The sequence below is a fragment of the Lentzea kristufekii genome, assembly GCF_033949925.1.
Lineage (GTDB): Bacteria > Actinomycetota > Actinomycetes > Mycobacteriales > Pseudonocardiaceae > Lentzea > Lentzea kristufekii.
This window is the reverse complement of sequence record NZ_JAXAVV010000024.1, coordinates 75,747-95,047: the sequence shown is the minus strand read 5'-3', so window position 1 is coordinate 95,047 and position 19,301 is coordinate 75,747. Positions and strand designations below refer to the sequence as shown.

The following is a 19,301-nucleotide window of genomic DNA, read 5'->3' as shown; positions in this document are numbered from 1 at the left end:
TGGCACCGCAAACGTGCAGCACAATCCCCGCATGGACTCCGTCAGCCTGCACACGATGGCGCGCCGGTACCTGATGAGCCGCATCGAGAAGCTGCCGTCCGGGCACGGCGGAACCACCGCCGCGCTGACGATCCAGAAGGCGGTCGACCGCCTCGACCGCGACGACCTGCCGTCGCCCAGGACGCTCGCCGCCGCCCTCGCCACGGCCGCGGCGGCCCCGCTGGACCACTGGCCCTCCGACAGCGGCGGGCGGGACGAGATCAGCGCGGAACGCGAGCGGTTCCGCGAGTCGGTCAGGAGCTGGGTCGACCGCGACCTCGTGGTCGAACCCCTGCCGTACCGCCGCCTGTTCAGCGAGGAGGAGGCCGCGTCCTGGGCCCGCCCGATCGAGGAGCGCTGGGGCAGCAAGCGGCCGCTGTGGGTCCCGCAGATCGACGGTGACGTGCCGGAGGGCCTGCTGATGCTGCAGACCCCGCGATGTGGGACGACGGCCCCGGCGTCGAACCGATGCGCAAGGCCTTGCAGGAGAGGGGACCGCGCCGCGTGATCGAGATCAGGGAACCCGGCACCGCGGGCTCCCTGATCGACTTCGACCTGGTCGAACCGTTCTACACCGGCGTCGAGGCCGTGTGGACCGACGAGACGCTCGACTGGGTCGTCTACGTCTCGCACCACTGGACGGTGGAGGTCAGCGGCACGCTGGTCCCCCGCCTGCAGGCCCTCTGGCCGGACCTGGACGACTGGCGCTGGACAGCTCCCGACTGGTACTAGGCCCTGTCCTGCAGGTCTCGTCCGCGATAGTCGCGGCCGAGGGCCAGGACCTAGCCCGCGAAGTAGCCGAGCTGCGCCGAGAGATCGGCCGCCGCCGCCGACATGGCCGGCACGATCTCCGCGACCCGCTGCCGCGACAACCGGTACGACGGCCCGGAAGCGCTCATCGCCGCGACGACCTCGCCGCGATGCCCGCGCACCGGGACGGCGACGGCGTGCAGGCCCAGCTCCAGTTCCTCGAAGCAGGCCGCGAACCCCTGCGACGCGACCGTCTCCAGTTCCGCCAGCAGCCGGTCGCCGTCCACGAGCGTGTTCTCGGTGTAGGAGTCGAGCGGCAGCGACACCAACCGCTTGCGCTCGTCCGGCGGCAGGAAGGCCAGCAGGATCTTGCCGGACGAGGTGGCGTGCAGAGGTGTGCGCTGGCCGATCCAGTTCACGGCGGAGACCGCCGCGGAGCCGCGGGCCTGGGTGATGTTGATGGCGACGCCGGCGTCGTGCACGGCGATGTTGACGGTCTCGCCGAACGTGTCCGCGAGGGTCTGGCAGACGGGCTGGCCGAGCTTGGTCAGGTCCATGCGACCGGTGGCGGCGCCGGCCAGGCGCACCACCCCGAAACCGATGGCGTACTTGCCCCTTTCACCGAGCTGCTCCACCAGGCCACGCGCCTCCAGCACGGAGACGAGTCTGGACACCGTGGACTTGTGCACACCCAGCTCACCGGCGATTTCGGTGATACCGGCCTCGCCCTGCGCCAGCAGTTCGAGCACGCTGATGGCTCTGTCCACGGACTGCACCTGAGCTGCCGAGTCGGAGTTGCTCATCGCGCAACAGTAACCGGCAGGCAAAACAACCGGCTGGACTCTTGACGGCGCGTCTTCGGAGCCGCACATTGTGTTGCGTCATTCGGAACGTGTGCCGTTTTACGCAACGGAGGCCGACGATGATCCGCGCCTGCGCTCTCGTGGACCTGCCCCCAGGGGAGGCGGTTCGCATCGTCGGTCCTCGCGCGCTGACCTGTCTGCCCGCCAGAAGACCGGTGAGGACCTGCTCCGTCCACGTGAAAGATGGAGAGGTCTATGTCGATGCCGAAGTGAACAGGGACGTGGCGTGAAGACGATCGCGATCATCGGCGCCTCACTCGCCGGCCTGAGGTCGGCGCAGGCACTGCGCCAGCAGGGGTTCGACGGACGGATCGTCGTCGTCGGCGACGAGATCCATCTCCCCTATGACCGGCCTCCTCTCTCGAAGGACTTCCTCCTCGGCAAGGTCGAGGCGGTACCGCTCGCGGACCAGGAGGACCTCGACGCGCTGAGCGCGGAGTGGCGCCTGGGCGTGCGGGCGACCGGGTTGCTCTCCAGCCGGGAGATCTCGCTCAGCGACGACACGACGGTCGAGGCCGACGGCATCGTCATCGCGACGGGCGGGCTGCCGCGCACGATTCCCGGCACGCACGTCCTGCGCACGCTGGACGACGCGATCAAGCTCCGCGAGGCGTTCGGCACCGCGCAGCACATCGGTGTCATCGGCGCCGGCTTCATCGGGGCCGAGATCGCCTCCAGTGCGCGCGCTCTGGGCAAGGACGTCACCGTCGTCGAGGCGCTGCCCGCGCCTCTCACACGCGTGCTGGGCGCCGAGATGGGTGCCGCGTGTGGACACCTGCACGGCGACCACGGATCAACGTTGATCACGGGGATCAATGTTGACTCGGTCAACGTCGACGGCGGAATCAACCTCGCGGACGGCCGTGTCGTCGGCGCCGACGTCATCGTCGCGGGCATCGGCACGCGCCCGGCGACGGACTGGCTCACCGGCGGACCGGTCAACCTCGGCAACGGCGTCCTGTGCGACGCGGGCGGCGTGACGAACCTGCGCAACGTCGTCGCGGTCGGCGACGTCGCGAACTGCGCCGGGCATCGTGCCGAGCACTGGACGAGCGCGACCGAACAGGCACAGGTCGCCACGCGCAACCTGCTCGCGGGCGAGACCGTCGCCACGCACACCAGCGGCGGTTACGTCTGGTCCGACCAGTACGGCGTGCGAATCCAGTTCATCGGGCGAGCGACGGAGGACGTTCGCGTAGAAGATGGGTCCATCGAGGACAGGAAGTTCGTAGCGACCTATCGAGACGGTGACGACCCGGACGCCATCGTCGGCATTGTGGCCATGAGCAACGCACGACTCTTCACCCGGCTCCGCCGGAACCTGAAGTAACGGTCGTCACGGTTTACCGCCACCGGCGACCGGCTAAACCCCAATGTCCTACTTGGACATACGAACAGGGAGGCGTGTCGCCGGTGCGGCAGATCATCAACCCCTTCGACCAGAGTGTTCTCACCGAGGTCGAGGACCAAACCCGCGAACAGGCGATCCAGGCGATCGCCATGGCGAGAAACGCCTTCGACCACGGCGACTGGCAGCACTCCAGCCCCGAGCACCGCGCGGCCGTGCTGAACCGCGTCGCGGACCTCCTGGAACGCGACAAGGAGGACATCGCCCGCACCGAGACGCTCGACACCGGCAAGACGCTGGTCGAGAGCCGCATCGACGTGGACGACGTCGCCGCCGTGTTCCGCTACTACGGCAACCTCGCCGGACTGCTGCACCCGAAGATCGTCCAGGGTGTCCCGGCCGACGTCATCAGCCGCATCGACTACGAACCCGTCGGCGTCTGCGGCCTGATCGCCCCCTGGAACTACCCGCTGCTGCAGGTCTCCTGGAAGATCGCGCCCGCCCTGCTGGCGGGCAACACGATCGTGGCCAAGCCGAGCGAGATCACTCCGCTCACGACGATCAAGCTGTTCGAGCTGTTGCAGGAGGCCGGACTGCCCGACGGGGTCGCGAACCTGGTCCTCGGCACCGGCCCGGAGGTCGGTGCGCCGCTGTCCGAGCACCCCGACGTCGACCTGATCTCGTTCACCGGCAGCCTCGCGACCGGTCAGCGGATCATGGCTGCCGCCGCGAAGACCGTGAAGAAGGTCGCGCTCGAACTCGGCGGCAAGAACCCGAACATCGTCTTCGCGGACGCCGACATCGACGTCGCCGTCGACTACGCGCTCACCGCCGCGTTCTTCCACGCCGGCCAGGTCTGCTCGTCGGGCACGAGGCTCATCGTGCACTCCAGCGTCTACGACGACTTCGTCGACGAGGTCGCGCGCCGGGCCGATCTCATCAAGCTGGGCAACGGGTTCGACGAGGACACGGAGTCCGGTCCCCTCGTCAGCGCCGAGCACCGGGCGAAGGTCGAGAGCTACGTCGAGGTCGCCAGGCAGGAGGGCGCGACCCTCAAGGCGGGCGGCAGGCGGCCGGAGGAAGCCGAGCTGCAGAAGGGCTTCTTCTTCCGCCCCACGGTCTACGCGGACTGCACGCGGGACATGAAGCTCGTCCAGGACGAGACGTTCGGCCCGATCATCACCGCCGAGCGCTTCGAGACCGAGGAAGAAGCGATCCGGCTCGGCAACGACACCGAGTACGGGCTCGCCGGCGGTGTCTGGAGCCAGGACCTGGACAAGGCGCAGCGCGTCGCGAAGAAGCTCCGTCACGGCACGGTCTGGATCAACGAGTTCGGCCCGTACCTGCCGCAGGCGGAGTGGGGCGGATTCAAGCGCTCCGGTGTCGGTCGCGAGCTCGGCACCGCGGGCCTGCACGAGTACACCGAGCCGAAGCACGTGTACCAGAACCTCAAGCCTGAATCCCAGAACTGGTTCGCGCGAAGGGACTCCAAGTGACCGCGTACGACTACGTGATCGTCGGCGGCGGAACGGCGGGCTGCGTGCTCGCGGCACGACTCACCGAGGACGAGAACGTCACGGTCGCCGTCATCGAGGGCGGTCCCTCCGACGTCGGCGACGAGAAGATCCTGAACCTGCGCAACTGGATCAACCTGCTGGAGACCGAGTACGACTACGACTACCCGACGGTCGAGCAGCCGCGCGGCAACTCGCACATCCGGCACAGCCGCGCGAAGGTGCTCGGCGGGTGCTCCAGCCACAACACGCTGATCTGCTTCCAGCCGCTGCCGCAGGACCTCGACGGCTGGGGCCACGGCTGGACGTGGGACGCGGTCGGCCCGTACTACGACAAGGTCCAGCTCAACATCATCCCGGTGGTGGAGAAGGACAGGAACCCGATCGCCCAGGACTTCGTGGCCGCCGCGCGGCAGGCCACGGGCGTCCCGGAGATCGACGACTTCAACGCGAAGCCCTTCCAGGACGGCGTGGGCTTCTTCTCCATCGCCTACCACCCGGAGAAGAACAACCAGCGGTCCAGTGCCAGCACCGCCTACGTCCACCCGATCCTGGAGCGCAGGAACCTGACGCTGCTGCTCGACACCTGGGCGAGCAGGATCGAGTTCGACGGCACCCGGGCGATCGGCGTGCACACCGACAAGGGCTACGTCGAGGCCGACAAGGAGGTTCTGCTCTGCGCGGGCGCGATCGACACGCCGCGTCTCATGATGCTCTCGGGCATCGGCGACGCAGAGCACCTCAGCAGCATCGGCATCGAGCCGAGGCACGACCTGCCCGGTGTCGGCGAGAACCTGCTCGACCACCCCGAGTCGGTCATCGTCTGGGAGACCACGAAGCCGTTGCCGGAGAACTCGGTGATGGACTCCGACGCCGGTCTGTTCATCCGGCGCGACGAGTCGGACCCCCGGCCGGACCTGATGTTCCACTTCTACCAGATCCCGTTCACCACCAACACGGAACGCCTCGGCTACCCGAAGGTGGAGCACGGGGTCTGCATGACGCCGAACATCCCCCGGCCGCACAGCAGGGGCAGGCTGTGGCTGAAGTCCAGCGACCCCAACGAGAAGCCGGCGCTCGACTTCGGCTACTTCACCCACCCCGACGGCTACGACGAGCAGACCCTCGTCGACGGCTTCCGGATCGCGCGCAGGATCGCCGAGCAGGAGCCGCTGAAGTCGTGGCTCAAGCGGGAGATCGCGCCGGGCCCGGACGTCACGAGCGACGAGGCTCTGTCCGAGTACGGCCGGAGAGCGGCCCACACCGTCTACCACCCGGCGGGCACCTGCGCCATCGGGTCCGTTGTGGACGGTGAGCTGAAAGTCATCGGACTCGAAGGCCTCCGGGTCGTCGACGCGTCCGTGTTCCCGACCATGCCCACCGTGAACCCCATGGTCACGGTGCTCATGATTGGAGAACGCGCCGCGGACCTGATCAAGGAGGCGTAGTGACCCGAATCGATTCAACACTGTCAGCGGAAGACAGGCTCCAGAATCTGGGTTACACCTCGGAGTTCAAGCGGGACATGAGTCCCTGGGCGAACTTCTCGCTGGGCTTCACCTATCTCTCCCCCGTGGTCAGCACGTACACGTTGTTCGGCGTCGCCCTCGCCCTGGGCGGCCCGCCGATGATCTGGAGCTTCGTCGTCGCGGGCGTCGGCCAGTTCCTGGTCGCGCTGATCTTCGGCGAACTCGTGGCGCAGTACCCGGTCGCGGGCGGCGTGTACCCCTGGGCACGCCGCCTGTGGGGCAAGCGGTGGGCGTGGATGACCGGCTGGGTGTACATGATCGCCCTGCTGGTCACCATCGCGTCCGTCAGTTACGGCGCGGGCCCCTATCTGGCAACACTTCTCGGCTACACGGCCACGGTCGGCAACACCGTGCTGTGCGCGATCGCGATCGTCGTGGTGTCCACGCTCATCAACTACGCGGGCACCAAGGTGCTGTCGTGGGCCGCCATCTTCGGGTTCGCCGCGGAGATCGTCGGTGCGCTCGTGGTCGGCATCTGGCTGCTGGTCGACAACCGCCTGCACGGCCTGGGCGTGCTGTTCGACAGCTTCGGCGCGGAGGGGTCGGGCAGCTACCTGCCGGCGTTCTTCGCGGCCGGCATCATCGGTCTCTACCAGTACTACGGCTTCGAGGCGTGCGGCGACACCGCGGAAGAGGTCAAGGACCCCGGCCGCGTCATCCCGAAGGCCATGCGCCGCACCATCTACATCGGCGGCGCGGCGGCCACGTTCGCGTGCCTGTCGCTGCTGCTGGCGGTGCCGGACTTCGGCAAGGTCATCAGCGGCGAGGACGCCGACCCCGTCACGAACGTCCTGACGAACGCGTTCGGCCCGGTCGGCTACAAGATCGTGATCGCCGTCGTGCTGATCTCGTTCCTGTCCTGCACGATGTCGCTGCAGGCGGCGGCGTCCCGTCTCACCTACTCCTACGCCCGCGACAAGATGATCTTCGGGCACAAGGCGCTCGCCAAGTTCAACCCGAAGCGCCACATCCCGCCGTACGCGCTCGCGCTCGCCGGGGTCGTCCCGGTGGTCATCGTGTTCGCCTCGATGCTGTCCACGAACGCGCTGGACAAGATCGTGTCGTTCGCGACGCTCGGCATCTACCTGGGCTTCCAGATGGTCGTGTTCGCGGCGCTGCGGGCGCGGCTCAAGGGCTGGACGCCGTCCGGCGAGTTCACGCTCGGCCGGTGGGGCCTGGTCGTCAACGTGCTGGCGCTCGCGTACGGCGTCGCGGCGATGGTGAACATGGTGTGGCCTCGTACCCCGGACGCGCCCTGGTACGACAACTACGTCGTGATCCTCAGCGGTGCGCTCGTGGTCGGCATCGGCCTGGTCTACATGCTGATCGCCAAGCCGTTCGGCAACTCCGACGCTGCGGCGGGCGACGCCGTGCCGTCCGGGGAGCCGCTAACCCTGCAGGCGAAGTAGGCGCAGGGCGAGCTGCACTTCCAGCACGCGGTCCGGCGACTGCCAGTCGCCGAGCAACGACGAGACCCGGTCGAGCCGTTGCGTGACCGTGTTGACGTGGACGTGCAGCTCCGCCTTGGCGCGGCTGAGGTTCGCGCCGCAGCGGAAGTAGACCTCCAGCGTGTGCACCAGTTCCGTGCCACGCTCGGAGTCGTAGTCGAGCACCGGGCCGAGCACCGACCGCACGTACCCGGACACGTCCGCCCTGTCACCGAGCAGCACACCGACGAACCCGAGGTCGGCCATCGTCGCGGCCTCCTTGTCCCGGCCCAGCTGCCGCAACGCCTTCAGGCACCGCCGGGCCTCCTCGTAGGCCGCCGCGATCGCCACCGGCCCCGCGACCGGCCCGCACGCGCCCACCGTCGCGTCCAGGGCCTTCGCCACCTCGCGGGCGACGTGCGTGGACACCGACGGCAACGCCAGCACGACGTCCCGGCCGCGTGACCCGGCCAGTCCCCTGTGGACGGACGCGTAGTGCGTGGCCCCGGAAAGGTTCCCGTCCGCCACCAGCACCACGTGCGGGTCGCTCAGCTCGACGCCGACCCGCCGTGCCCGCGCCAGCAGCCCGGTGGCGTCGCGCCCGTCCAGGATGTCGGTGATCAGCTCGCCGCGGACCTTGTTCTCCGCCTCGGCCACGGTCCGGCGCAGCAGCAGCAACAACGCCGTCACCGCCGCCGACCGTTCGAACACCCGCCGGTCCGCGTCGGACAGGTCCGGGCGGCCCGAGAGAGCGATCCCGCCCAGCAGCTCCGACCCGGCCAGCACCGCGCACACCCACACGCCGGACAGCAGCACGGCCCGGCCGTTCGCCCGCACGGCGGCGGGAGGCACGGCGTCGAGCACCTCGACCGGCCCGCCGAGCAACTCCCCCACCGCCGCCGCGACCTCGGCCGAGGAACCGCCGCGCAGCACGAGATCCGTGAGCCGGTCGTGCGCCTCCTCGGCCCGTTTCATGGCCTCGTTGTGCGACTGGATCGTCGCGAACAACGACGCCGTGTCGATCGCGATGGCCGCGTGGTCGGCCAGGGACTGCAGCAGCGCGACCTCCTCGGCGGGGAACTCGCGCGTGGTCCGGTCGGCCGCGTACAGCACGCCGATGACCTTCGAGTCGAGCTTGAGCGGCACGCCCAGGATCGCCGTCAGGCCCTCGTCGTGCACCGCCGAGTCGATCGGGTTCGTGTGGTTGAACCGGGCGTCCGCGAAGTAGTCGGACGTCGCGTACGGCCGCGCGGTCTGGGCGACGAGCCCGCCCAGGCCCTCGCCGAGCCCCAGCCTGACCTTCTGGAACAACGGCGAGAACGACCCGTCCGTCACCCTCATGTAGGTGCCGGCCGGGTCGTTCATCGACAGGTAGGAGACGTCCGTGCCGAGCAGGGTCCTGGCCCTGCGCACGATCGAGCGGAGAACCGCGTCCGGGTCGCGCATGCCCGCGAGCTCGGACGCGGTCTCGAACAACGCCGCCAGTTCGGCCTCACGCCGTCGTGTCACACCCCAACCCTGTCATGTTCCTCCAGATCCGCACCACGGGTCTCGCGGGCCAGCGCGATCGCGACCACGGTGATCACGCAGGTGATCAGCACGTAGACGGCGATGGGGAACGACGACTTGTACGCCTGCAACAGCGCCGTCGCGATCAACGGTGCCAGCGCACCCGCCACGATGGACGCCAGCTGGTAGCCGACCGACGCGCCCGAGTACCGCACCCGCGTCCCGAAGAGCTCCGAGAAGAACGCCGCCTGCGGCCCGTACATCGCGCCGTGCAGCACCAGGCCGACCGTCGTCGCCAGGGTGATCAGCACGGGGTCCTTGGTGTCGAGCAGCGCGAAGAACGCGAAGATCCACGCCGCCATGCCGACCGCGCCGACGAGGTAGATCGACCGCCGCCCGAACCGGTCGGACAGGTGGCCCCACACCGGGATCGTCACCAGGTGCACCGCCGAGGCGATCAGCACCGCGTTGAGCCCCACGGACTTCGAGAGCCCGAGCCCGGTGACCACGTAGACCAGGATGAACGCCGTGATCACGTAGTACGACACGTTCTCGGCGAACCGCGCGCCCATCGCGATCAGCACCTCGCGCCAGTTGTGCTTGAGCAGCTCCAGCGCCGGCGCCTTCTCCTGCAGGGGCTCGTTCGCGCGCTTCTGCTCGGCTGCCTTCTTCTGGGCAGCCAGGAAGATCGGCGACTCGGACACCGACAGCCGGATCCACAGCCCGATCACGACGAGCACGCCGGAGAGCAGGAACGGAACCCGCCAGCCCCACGCGAGGAAGTCCTCGTCGGACTGCACGGCCGCCAGCACCGCCAGCACACCGGTCGCGAGCAGGTTCCCGCACGGCACACCGGCCTGCGGCCACGAAGCCCAGAACCCGCGCCGCGCGGGATCACCGTGCTCCGACACGATCAGCACGGCCCCGCCCCACTCGCCGCCGAGCGCGAAGCCCTGCACGAGCCGCAGCAGGGTCAGCAGCACCGGTGCCAGGACACCCACCGACGCGTACGTGGGCAGCACGCCCATCAGCATCGTCGCGCCACCCATCAGCAGCAACGACAACACCAGCAACTTCTTGCGCCCCAGGCGATCCCCGAAGTGGCCGAAGACGAGGCCACCCAACGGCCGTGCCAGGAAGCCGATCGCGTACGTGGTGAACGCGAGCAGCGTGCCCGTCAGCGGGTCCGCGGTCGGGAAGAACAGCTTGTTGAACACCAGGGCGGCGGCCGACCCGTAGAGGAAGAAGTCGTACCACTCGACGGTCGTCCCGATGAGCGAGGCGCCTACCACTTTTTTGATCATCGACAACTCCTCATTGAGCTGACCAGCCGCCATCGACGGCCAACGACGTACCGGTGACAAAACTGTTGTCGCACAACCACAGCACGGCGTCGGCGACCTCGGAGGGTTCGATCAGCCGTTTCACCGCGCTGCGCTGCAGGAAGATCTGCGACGAGACGTCCGCCTCGGAGATGCCGTGCACCCTGGCCTGGTCCGCGATCTGCTTCTCCACCAACGGGGTCCGCACGTAGCCGGGCGCCACGCAGTTCGACGTCACGCCGTGCGGGGCGCCTTCCAGGGCGGCGACCTTGGAGAAGCCCTCCAGGCCGTGCTTGGCCGCGACGTAGGCGGACTTGAACGCGGACGCGCGCATCCCGTGCACGCTGGAGATGTGGACGAGCCGTCCCCAGCCCCGTGAGTACATGTGCGGCAACACGTGCCGGGTGAGGCGGAACGCGGCCCCCAGCATGAGCTCGACCATCGCCGAGAAGCGCTCGGCGGGGAACTCGTGGATGGGCGCGACGTGCTGCACGCCGGCGTTGTTGACCAGGATGTCGATCTCGCCGGGCAGCGCGGCCACGGGACCGGTGAGGTCCAGCACGTGGCCGACCCCGCCGAGTTCCTCGGCCAGCGCCAGAACCCCGGGATCGCGGTCGGCCAGGTGGACTTTCGCACCCGCGGAGGCCAGTGCGCGGGCGCAGGCCAGGCCGATGCCGCTCGCGGCTCCGGTGACCAGCGCGCTGTGACCCGTGACACTCGACATGCCGGAAACGGTAGGCGTGACACGGCGTGGTCAACATGTGGCGGACCCACATAACGCCTGGTCACAAGATGGCTTTAGCCAACATTTAGCGTCTCGGAGGCATATATGGCGAATGGACGGGGTACAGGGGCGTAAGCTCCCGTCACCTGAACGGGGGAAGATCCGCAAGAGGGGGCTACACCATGTCCACAACGCCTATTTACGACGACCTCCTGCGCGAGCTCGAAGGCATCGCACAGGAGGCCGGTCTGACCAGCTCGGAGCCCACTCCCGAGCCCGTCAAGTCGTAAAGGGGACTACTTCGGCGGCGCGATCAGCTCGGCGGGGACCGGCTGATCCTTGCTGATCAGGTCGAACAGCTGCGACGCCTTCTCCTTGTTCCACTGCACGACCGAGCCCGCACCGGGCACCGTCGGCGTGCCACCGACCGGCACCGTGCCGCTCGTCGCGTCGCTCATGTTGAGCGCGACGCTCGCCAGGTGCCACACGTGGTCGTCCTCGTTGACCGACACCGAGCCGGACGCCGCGTTCATCAGCGGGATGACGCGGAACGGGTTCGCGAGCGTGGCCGGGCTCTTCACCTTCTCGAAGAGCGCCGACAGGAACTTGCGCTGGTTCTGCACGCGCTGCAGGTCGGCGGTCGCGAACGCGCGGGTCCGCACGAACCCGAGCGCCTGCGGCCCGTCGAGCTCCTGGCAGCCCGCGGGCAGGTCGATGCCGGCCAGCGGGTCCTTGATCGGCTGGTCGAGGCAGATGTCGACGCCACCGACCGCGTCGACCATGTCGGAGAACCCGCCGAAGCCGATCTCCATGTAGTGGTCGATCCGCACGCCGGTCGCGCCCTCGACGGTCTGCACGAGCATCTGCGGCCCGCCGAACGCGTAGGCCGCGTTGACCTTGTTGCGGCCGTTCTCCGGGATCGCGACGTAGGAGTCGCGCGGAATCGACAGCAGGACCGGCTTGGCGGCGCTGTTGTCCGGCAGGTGCAGCATCATGATGGTGTCGGTCCGCCGTCCGGCGGCGTCACCGGTGGCCAGCGCGTCCTTCTGCTCCTGAGTCAGGCCTTCCCGCGCGTCCGATCCGACGAGCAGCCAGGTGGTGCCCGGCGTCTCGGCGGGACGGCCCGCGTAATCCGGCAGCGCGTTGATCCGCGTCAGCGTCGAGTCGACGTAGAACCCGAAGCCGACGGCGCCCAGAACCAGGACGAGCAGCAGCACCAGAATGACGCGTCCCGGACGCCTCTTCTTCCTCATCGGCCGCTGCGGCGGCATGGGACGCCGCGGCTGCTGGTAGCCGTGGTGATACCCAGCGCTCATGTGTCGCCAACCCCGATCGCATTAGTTTCGCTTTGCAACTGAGGACGTCGTTCGCCGCCTCAGGTTGCGAGGAACCTACCTGGGCGGCAGCACCAACGCCTCGAAAAGCCGGGTGACCTCGGCCGACGGGTCGTCGGTCCAGCCCGTGTGAGCCGGTGACGTCTGCACGATCGTGCTGCGTGGCGCGGTCAGCCAGCGGAAGCGCTGCCCCACCGTCGTGCGGCTGACCGGACCGGCGGCGGCGCTGCCGTCGCACGATTTCGTCAGGTGCTGGAGACTGCTCTCCAGCACCTCGACGTCGAGGTGCGGGTCCAGCACCCGCAGCCGCTCACCGTCCACATAGGTCTTGGCGCACAGGAAGTCCAGCGGCGCGCAGTAGACGATGACGCCGACGTTCATGAACTCGCCACGCTCCTGCCGCGGTACCGCCCGCAGCAGCGCGTACTCAAACACGTGCGGCACGCGCGGCCTCCAGCGAGTCGACCCAGCCGCGGTTGGTCAGGCGGTAGGTGAAGAAGTCCTTGTAGCGCCGGCGCAGTTCCGGCGGATCGCCTTCGAGCCACTCGTCGGGAACGAGCGCGAGCACCTCGTCGAGCAGCTCCGGCGTGACCTTCGCGGCCAGCTCGGCGTCTACTTCGGACAGAGCGCCCGCGTTCGGCAGCATCGCGTGGTCGGACGAGTCGTACCGGTAGTCCTTCGTGGCCGGCCGTTCCTCGCTCCACGAGTAGTGGAAGTACAGCGCCGCGCCGTGGTCGATCAGCCACGGTTCGCGGTGCCACAGCAGCATGTTCGGGTTGCGCCAGCTGCGGTCGACGTTGAGCACCAGCGCGTCGAACCACAGCAGCCTCGTCGCGAGGTCGGTGCCGGGGTCGCGCACGACCGGGTTGAAGTCGAACGAACCGGGCAGGTAGTCGAGTCCGAGGTTGAGGCCGCCGCTCGCGCGCAGCAGCTCCTGGACCTCCTGGTCGGGTTCCGCGCGGGCCAGCTCCGGGTCGAGGTGCACCAGGACGATCTCGGGTATGCGGAAGCCCAGCCGCCGGGCGAGCTCGCCGACGACGACCTCGGCGACCAGCACCTTCACGCCCTGCCCCGCGCCGCGGAACTTCACCACGTACATACCCAGGTCGTCGGCCTCGACCAGCCCCGGCATCGACCCGCCCTCGCGGAACGGCGTCACGTACCGGGTGGCCGTGACCTCCCTCAGATGACTCACCCGCGCATGATCACACGGGAACCGCCTGGAAGCCGAGCCGAATTCCGGCCGGGAACTCAGCTGCCGGAGGAGCCCAGCGCCTGGAAGTAGGCGGCCTGTCCCGCCTTGTTCGGGTGGTAGGAGTCGGCGGTCGGGTTGACCAGCGCGTTGATCCACGGCTCGGCCGCGCACACACCGTGGTCCGCAAACGCTTCCCTGACGTCGACGTACCGCGCCCCGGCGCGTTCGGCCGCCTTCGCGATCTCGTCGGACAGCTGGTCGGCGGCGTCGTTGAGCGCCGAGCGTTTGGCGACCGACATCGTCCGGCAGCCCTCGTCCGGCGTGAACAGCCGCGGGTAGCCGGCCACGACCAGCCTGGCGTGCGGTGCCGCTTCCTTGATCGTGGCGTAGGCCGTGTCGAGCCGGCCGGGCAACTGCCCGTGGATGAAGTCCACCGCCGTGGCGACCCTCTTGGCGCAGGCCCTGTCACCGCTCAGGGTGCAGGTCGTCAGCACGTCCACGAACCCGAGGTCGTTGCCGCCGATGGTGATCGTGACGAACGTGGTGTTCGGGGTCAGCGCCCGGAACTGGGACCTGAGCGACTTCGTGGTCGCCCCGCTGCACGCCACGAACTTGAACGACGGGAACTCTTTGCCGTGCAACGCCGGGTAGGCGTTGGAGCTGCGGCGGCACGATCCGTCCACATAGGAACCGGCGCCCGCCCCGGACGCGTAGGAGTCGCCGAGTGCGACGTACTCCGGGGCGATCGGTGCGGGCGCCAGCAAAGCGACAGCGAGCACTCCAGCCATGAGACCCATGAGTCCGGAGTACCACTGTGGACGGCCGACCTGAAGAGCGTTAACCCAGTCGGGTGGGCAGCACGCAGACCGGGATGGCGGTCTGCAGCGGCGTGCCGGACGGGGTCAGCCTGCCCGTGGCCTTGTCCACCGCGAACGACGTGACGTTGTTCGAGTTCTGGTTGGCGGCGAACAGCAACGACCCGGTCGGGTCGAACGTGATGTGCCGCGGGTACTTGCCGCCGACCGCGGTGGTGCCGAGCATCGTCAGCCCGGAGCCGGTGACCCCGAAGAGCGCGATGCTGTCGTGCCCGCGGTTCGACAGGTAGACGTACCGGCCGTCCGCCGAGACCAGCACCTCGGCCGGGTAGTTCGTCGGGCCACCGGACGGCACGGTCTTCAGCACCTGGCCCGGCGTGAGCGTCCCGTTGCCGTAAGCGCAGGTCACGATCGTCGAGTCCAGCTCGTTCGCCACGTAGGCCGTCTTGCCGTCCGGGTGGAACGCGATGTGCCGCGGTCCGGCTCCCGGCTTGACCTTCGCCTGCGAGACCTGGGTCAGCTTCCCGCCGGTGAACGAGTAGACGAACACCGAGTCGGCGCCGAGGTCGACCGCCGCCGCGTACCTGCCGGCCGGGTCGAACACGATGTGGTGCGCGTGCGGGCCTTCCTGGCGTTCCTTGTTCGGCCCGGACCCCTTGTGCTGCACCTTCTGCGTGCGCGCGCCGAGGCTGCCGTCCGGGTTGACCGGGAACACGCTGAGCGAGCCGGACGAGTAGTCGGCCGTGATCAGGAACTTCCCGGACGGGTCGAGCGTCAGGTGGCACGGGTCGGCGCCACCGGTCGCCTGCTTGTTGATCACCTTCAGCGTGGCCGCGTTGATCGCGGTGACCTCGCCCTTGGTGTTCTCGTTGACGGCGTAGAGGAACCTGCCGTCGCGCGACTCGATCACGAACGACGGGTTGACCACGCCGCTGATCACGCCGGTCGTCCTCAGCTGCCCGGTCACGGTGTCGTAGGTGCCGATGCCGATGCCCTTGGCGCCACCGCTCCAGGTGGTGTAGGCGCCGAAGAACACTCTCCGCGTGGCGGCAGCCGCCTCAGCGGTTCCTCCGGTCATCAGCAGTCCAGCTCCTACGCCCATGGCTCCGAGAAAACGTCGCCGGTCCACACCCACGTCCGCACCTCCGGGATATAGCTTTGCGGCGGCGGCGCAGCCCACATTGGCCTAGATCACAAGGATCAGGCAATAGGTGCAATCAAGATTGCGTCTAGCGCAACGGGTCGTTGTTGATCAACCGGGCCTTCTCGGCCTCGAGGTCGTAGCCCGGCGGCGGGAACTTCGGGTCCATCTCCTGCAGGGTCTCCAGCAGCAGCCTGCTGACCGCCCAGTTCCGGTACCACTTGCGGTCGGCCGGGATCGCGTACCAGGGCGTGTCCCGGCAGTTCTTCAACGCCTGTGTGTACGCGTCCTGGTACTTGGACCACTTCGACCGGACGTCGATGTCGGCCGGGTTGTACTTCCAGTTCTTCTTCGGGTCGTCCAGGCGCGCGAGCAGCCGTTCCTTCTGGACCTCCGGCGAGATGTGCAGGAAGCACTTGACCAGCGTGATGCCGGATTCCGCGAGCTCCCGCTCGAAGGTGTTGATCTCCTTGTAGCGGGTGCGCAGCTCCGCGGCGGTGATCAGGCGCTCGACCTTCGGCACCAGCACGTCCTCGTAGTGGGAGCGGTCGAACGCACCGAGGCGGCCCTTCTCCGGCAGGACCTTGCGGATGCGCCAGAGGTAGTGGTGGCGCAGTTCGGCGGCGGTCGGCTTCTTGAACGACGCGATGCGCACGCCCTGCGGGTTCACCAGGCCCAGGACGTGCCTGACCACGCCCCCTTTGCCCGAGGTGTCCATGCCCTGCAGGACGAGCAGCACCGCGCGAGAATTCTCCGCGTAGAGCGCTTCCTGCAGACCGTCCAGCTCGGCCCCGGTGGCGGCCATGTCCTCGGCCGCCTCCTTCTTGTTCTTGGGACCGACGGGGCGGCCGGCGGGGTCGAGGGTGGAGAGATCCACCTCATCGAGTCGCAGCGCGTCACGAACCGACTTCTTCGCCATCATCTGACCGTAGCGATTCACCGCCGATTCTGCCGGTTGTGCAAGCAACAGCCACCGATTGATGAATCTACGCAACAAACTGATGCAGTGCGCAACGCTTCACGGTCGATATCGCTTGTCCACGCCCCTAGCCTTGGAGGATGACCGCCATCGCTGAGCACAACACCACCACCAGCGCTGACTACGTGGCCTTGGACGAAGAGTGGAGCACTCACAACTACCACCCGCTTCCGGTGGTCATCTCGCACGGCGAGGGTTCGTGGGTCACCGACGTCGAAGGGCGCCGCTACCTGGACTTCCTGTCCGGCTACTCGTCGCTGAACTTCGGGCACCGCCACCCCGCCCTGGTGGCCGCCGCCGTCGAGCAGCTCGGCCGCGTCACGCTGACCAGCCGTGCGTTCCACCACGACCAGTTCGGCCTGTTCTGCCGCGAGCTGGCCGCCTTGACCGGCACCGAGATGGTGCTCGCGATGAACTCCGGCGCCGAGGCCGTCGAGTCCGCGATCAAGGTCGCGCGCAAGTGGGCGTACCAGGTCAAGGGCGTGCCGGAGGGCACGGCGGAGATCATCGTCGCCGGGTCCAACTTCCACGGCCGCACCACGACGATCGTGTCGTTCTCGACCGACGAGACCGCGCGCAACGACTTCGGCCCGTTCACGCCCGGCTTCAAGGTCGTCAAGTACGGCGCGCTCGACGAGATCGAGTCCGCCATCTCGCGGCGGACGGCCGCCGTGCTGCTCGAGCCCATCCAGGGCGAGGCCGGCGTCGTCGTGCCGCCCGCCGGATACCTGGCCGGCATCCGCCGCCTGTGCGACGAGAACAACGTGCTGATGATCGCCGACGAGATCCAGTCCGGCCTCGGCCGCACCGGCGAGCTGTTCGCTCTCGACCACGAGGGCGTGCGCGCCGACCTGTACACGCTCGGCAAGGCGCTGGGCGGCGGCATCCTGCCGGTGTCCGCCGTGGTCGGGTCGCGTGCGGTGCTGGGCGTGCTGAAGCCCGGCGAGCACGGGTCGACGTTCGGCGGCAACCCGCTCGCCTGCGCCGTGGGCCGCGCCGTCGTGGGACTGCTGGCGACCGGCGAGTTCCAGCAGCGCTCTCGGGAGATGGGCGCGTACCTGCACGCCGAGCTGAACAAGCTGGTCGGTCACGGCGTGGCCGAGGTGCGCGGGCGCGGGCTGTGGGCCGGCGTCGAGATCGCGCCCGGCGGCCCGGTCGGCCGCGCCGCGTCCGAGGCTCTGGCGACGCGCGGGGTGCTGTGCAAGGAGACGCACGCCTCGACGTTGCGCGTCGCGCCGCCGTTGGTGATCACGCGGGACGAGATCGACCTGGGCGTTCGGGCGATCGCTGAGGTCGTTCGTCCCGTTTAGGGTGATTTTCCCTCGTAGCCAGGTCACAAATGCGGCGGACGGGCCACGTGGGCCGTCCGCCGCAGGCATCATGACTCGTATGGGTGAACGGGTGCGTGCTGAGGCCGCTGCCGCTTTGGGCAGATGGGTTGAGCCGGAAGAGGTCTACGCCGAGGGGCGCGCACTGCGGTCCTCAGTGGACTTCAAGGCGCACCGCGCGATGTCGCTGGCCCGGTCGCGCCCGTCCGTGCTGGAGTTCATGCGCGCCAGCAACGAGGGTCGCCTGGAGCACCTCGTCCCGTTGCGGATCGGCCGGATGCTCCAGAACCCGTTCGCGTTCTTCCGCGGTGCGGCCGGGCTGCAGGCGGGCGATCTCGCCGCCGGCCGCTCGACGGGCCTTCACGCTCAGCTGTGCGGTGATGCACACGCAGCGAACTTCGGCCTCTACGGCACGCCCGAGGGCCAGATCGTCATGGACATCAACGACTTCGACGAGACGCTGCCAGGCCCGTGGGAGTGGGACCTCAAACGGCTCGTCGCCTCGCTGGTGCTGGCCGGACGCGTGGGCGGCGTGTCGGACAAGGGCTGCCGCGACGCCGCCGAGGACGCCGTCAGCGCGTACCGGGGCACGATCCGCCACCTCGCGGAGATCCCGTTCATGGACTCGTGGACCGCTCTGGGCGACGAGTCCACGCTGTCGAAGGTCAAGGCCGACGACCTGCTCAACGACTTCTCCAAGGCCGCCGAGAAGTCGCGCAAGAACACCAGCGCGAGGTTCGCCGCCAAGTGGACCGCGCACGACGGCGAGAAGTGGCGGTTCGTCACGAACCCGCCGACGTTCACCGAGGCCACTCCCCCGACGAAGGCGGCGGTGATCGCCTCGTTGCCGTCCTACGTGGACACCCTGCGCGAGTCGCGGACCAACCTGATCATGCGCTACGGCGTGTCGGACGTGGCGTTCCGCGTCGTCGGCACCGGCAGCGTCGGCCTGCGCAACTACCTGATCCTGTTGCACGGCAACGGCTCCGAGGCCCTGGTGCTGCAGGCCAAGGAGGCCAGGCCGTCCGCGCTGCAGCCGTTCCTCGACGTCGAACCCGCCAGGCACGAGGGCAAGCGGATCGTGCACGGCGCGCGGCTCGTGCAGGCGGAGACCGACATCCTGCTGGGCTGGACGACGATCGAGGACCGGCACTTCATCGTGCGGCAGTTCCGCAACCGCAAGGGCGAGATCGACGCGACCACGCTGAAGCGCGACGACCTCGACGACTACGGCCGCTTTGCCGGCGCACTGCTGGCCCGCGCGCACACCAGGTCCCTGGACCCGCGGCTGCTGGCCGGGTACTTCCAGAACGGTGGCGCCGACGACCTGGACGAGGCCTTCGCCAAGTACGCGTTCGACTACGCCGACCAGACCGAGGCGGACCACGCCGAGCTGGCCAGGCTGATCAAGAACGGGAAGCTGCCCGCGACCGTCGAGGACCGCTGACGCGCCTTCAGGCCCTCGCTCCGGAGTTGACCTAGCC

At 68.7% G+C, this 19,301-nt stretch carries 18 protein-coding genes; 8 read left to right on the top strand and 10 right to left on the bottom strand.

Annotation, left to right across the window (positions count from 1 at the left end; all coding sequences use genetic code 11):
* Positions 1-31 precede the first annotated feature (31 nt).
* Positions 32-547 carry a hypothetical protein gene (locus SK571_RS36545; protein WP_319988681.1) on the top strand — a complete coding sequence of 172 codons (516 nt, stop codon included), beginning with the start codon at positions 32-34 and terminating at the stop codon, positions 545-547.
* Positions 544-771, top strand: coding sequence for a hypothetical protein (locus SK571_RS36540; RefSeq protein WP_319988680.1), 228 nt, complete (start codon positions 544-546; stop codon positions 769-771). Before SK571_RS36545 ends, SK571_RS36540 begins: the two co-directional genes overlap by 4 nt.
* 50 nt (positions 772-821) lie before the next feature.
* Here SK571_RS36540 and SK571_RS36535 read toward each other — a convergent pair whose 3' ends face one another.
* A complete protein-coding gene (locus tag SK571_RS36535; protein WP_319988679.1) occupies positions 822-1,592 on the bottom strand; it encodes an IclR family transcriptional regulator in 771 nt (256 codons plus the stop codon).
* 286 nt (positions 1,593-1,878) lie between these two features.
* On the opposite strand from SK571_RS36535, the gene SK571_RS36530 reads away from it, so the two are divergent.
* From SK571_RS36530 to SK571_RS36515, 4 genes are all read left to right on the top strand, one after another.
* Positions 1,879-2,982, top strand: a complete 1,104-nt coding sequence (locus SK571_RS36530; protein WP_319988678.1) for an NAD(P)/FAD-dependent oxidoreductase — start codon at positions 1,879-1,881, stop codon at positions 2,980-2,982.
* Positions 2,983-3,065: 83 nt separating this feature from the next.
* A complete protein-coding gene (locus tag SK571_RS36525) occupies positions 3,066-4,496 on the top strand; it encodes an aldehyde dehydrogenase family protein (protein ID WP_319988677.1) in 1,431 nt (476 codons plus the stop codon).
* A complete protein-coding gene (locus SK571_RS36520) occupies positions 4,493-5,962 on the top strand; it encodes a GMC family oxidoreductase (protein ID WP_319988676.1) in 1,470 nt (489 codons plus the stop codon). The genes SK571_RS36525 and SK571_RS36520 overlap by 4 nt, the downstream gene beginning before the upstream one ends.
* Before the next feature lie 77 nt (positions 5,963-6,039).
* Positions 6,040-7,452: an APC family permease gene (locus SK571_RS36515; RefSeq protein WP_319988675.1), complete on the top strand. Its 1,413-nt coding sequence runs from the start codon at positions 6,040-6,042 to the stop codon at positions 7,450-7,452.
* On the opposite strand, the gene SK571_RS36510 is transcribed toward SK571_RS36515, so the two are convergent.
* From SK571_RS36510 to SK571_RS36470, 9 genes are all read right to left on the bottom strand, one after another.
* Positions 7,432-8,979 carry a helix-turn-helix domain-containing protein gene (locus tag SK571_RS36510; RefSeq protein WP_319988674.1) on the bottom strand — a complete coding sequence of 516 codons (1,548 nt, stop codon included), beginning with the start codon at positions 8,977-8,979 and terminating at the stop codon, positions 7,432-7,434. The genes SK571_RS36515 and SK571_RS36510 overlap by 21 nt on opposite strands.
* On the bottom strand, positions 8,976-10,283 hold the full coding sequence (locus tag SK571_RS36505; protein WP_319988673.1) for an MFS transporter: 1,308 nt from the start codon (positions 10,281-10,283) through the stop codon (positions 8,976-8,978). The genes SK571_RS36510 and SK571_RS36505 overlap by 4 nt, the downstream gene beginning before the upstream one ends.
* Before the next feature lie 10 nt (positions 10,284-10,293).
* Positions 10,294-11,025 (bottom strand): 3-hydroxybutyrate dehydrogenase, encoded by a 732-nt coding sequence (locus SK571_RS36500; RefSeq protein ID WP_319988672.1) that lies wholly within the window; start codon positions 11,023-11,025, stop codon positions 10,294-10,296.
* 296 nt (positions 11,026-11,321) lie between these two features.
* Positions 11,322-12,341 (bottom strand): LCP family protein, encoded by a 1,020-nt coding sequence (locus SK571_RS36495; RefSeq protein WP_319988671.1) that lies wholly within the window; start codon positions 12,339-12,341, stop codon positions 11,322-11,324.
* Between the two features lie 75 nt (positions 12,342-12,416).
* Complete coding sequence (locus tag SK571_RS36490; RefSeq protein ID WP_319988670.1) at positions 12,417-12,803, bottom strand: DUF3037 domain-containing protein; 387 nt, start codon at positions 12,801-12,803, stop codon at positions 12,417-12,419.
* Positions 12,787-13,554, bottom strand: a complete 768-nt coding sequence (locus tag SK571_RS36485; protein ID WP_319988669.1) for a HipA family kinase — start codon at positions 13,552-13,554, stop codon at positions 12,787-12,789. The genes SK571_RS36490 and SK571_RS36485 overlap by 17 nt, the downstream gene beginning before the upstream one ends.
* 56 nt (positions 13,555-13,610) lie before the next feature.
* Positions 13,611-14,333 carry an SGNH/GDSL hydrolase family protein gene (locus SK571_RS36480; RefSeq protein ID WP_319988668.1) on the bottom strand — a complete coding sequence of 241 codons (723 nt, stop codon included), beginning with the start codon at positions 14,331-14,333 and terminating at the stop codon, positions 13,611-13,613.
* A 58-nt stretch (positions 14,334-14,391) separates the two neighbouring features.
* Positions 14,392-15,447 carry a lactonase family protein gene (locus tag SK571_RS36475; RefSeq protein WP_319988667.1) on the bottom strand — a complete coding sequence of 352 codons (1,056 nt, stop codon included), beginning with the start codon at positions 15,445-15,447 and terminating at the stop codon, positions 14,392-14,394.
* 151 nt (positions 15,448-15,598) lie between these two features.
* Positions 15,599-16,429 carry a PPK2 family polyphosphate kinase gene (locus SK571_RS36470; RefSeq protein ID WP_319988666.1) on the bottom strand — a complete coding sequence of 277 codons (831 nt, stop codon included), beginning with the start codon at positions 16,427-16,429 and terminating at the stop codon, positions 15,599-15,601.
* A gap of 140 nt (positions 16,430-16,569) precedes the next feature.
* Here SK571_RS36470 and rocD point away from each other — a divergent pair, with 140 nt between their 5' ends.
* Together rocD and SK571_RS36460 are read left to right on the top strand one after the other, a co-directional pair.
* A complete protein-coding gene (gene rocD / locus SK571_RS36465) occupies positions 16,570-17,799 on the top strand; it encodes an ornithine--oxo-acid transaminase (protein WP_319988665.1) in 1,230 nt (409 codons plus the stop codon).
* Positions 17,800-17,878: 79 nt separating this feature from the next.
* Complete coding sequence (locus SK571_RS36460; RefSeq protein ID WP_319988664.1) at positions 17,879-19,264, top strand: DUF2252 domain-containing protein; 1,386 nt, start codon at positions 17,879-17,881, stop codon at positions 19,262-19,264.
* Positions 19,265-19,301: the final 37 nt, after the last annotated feature.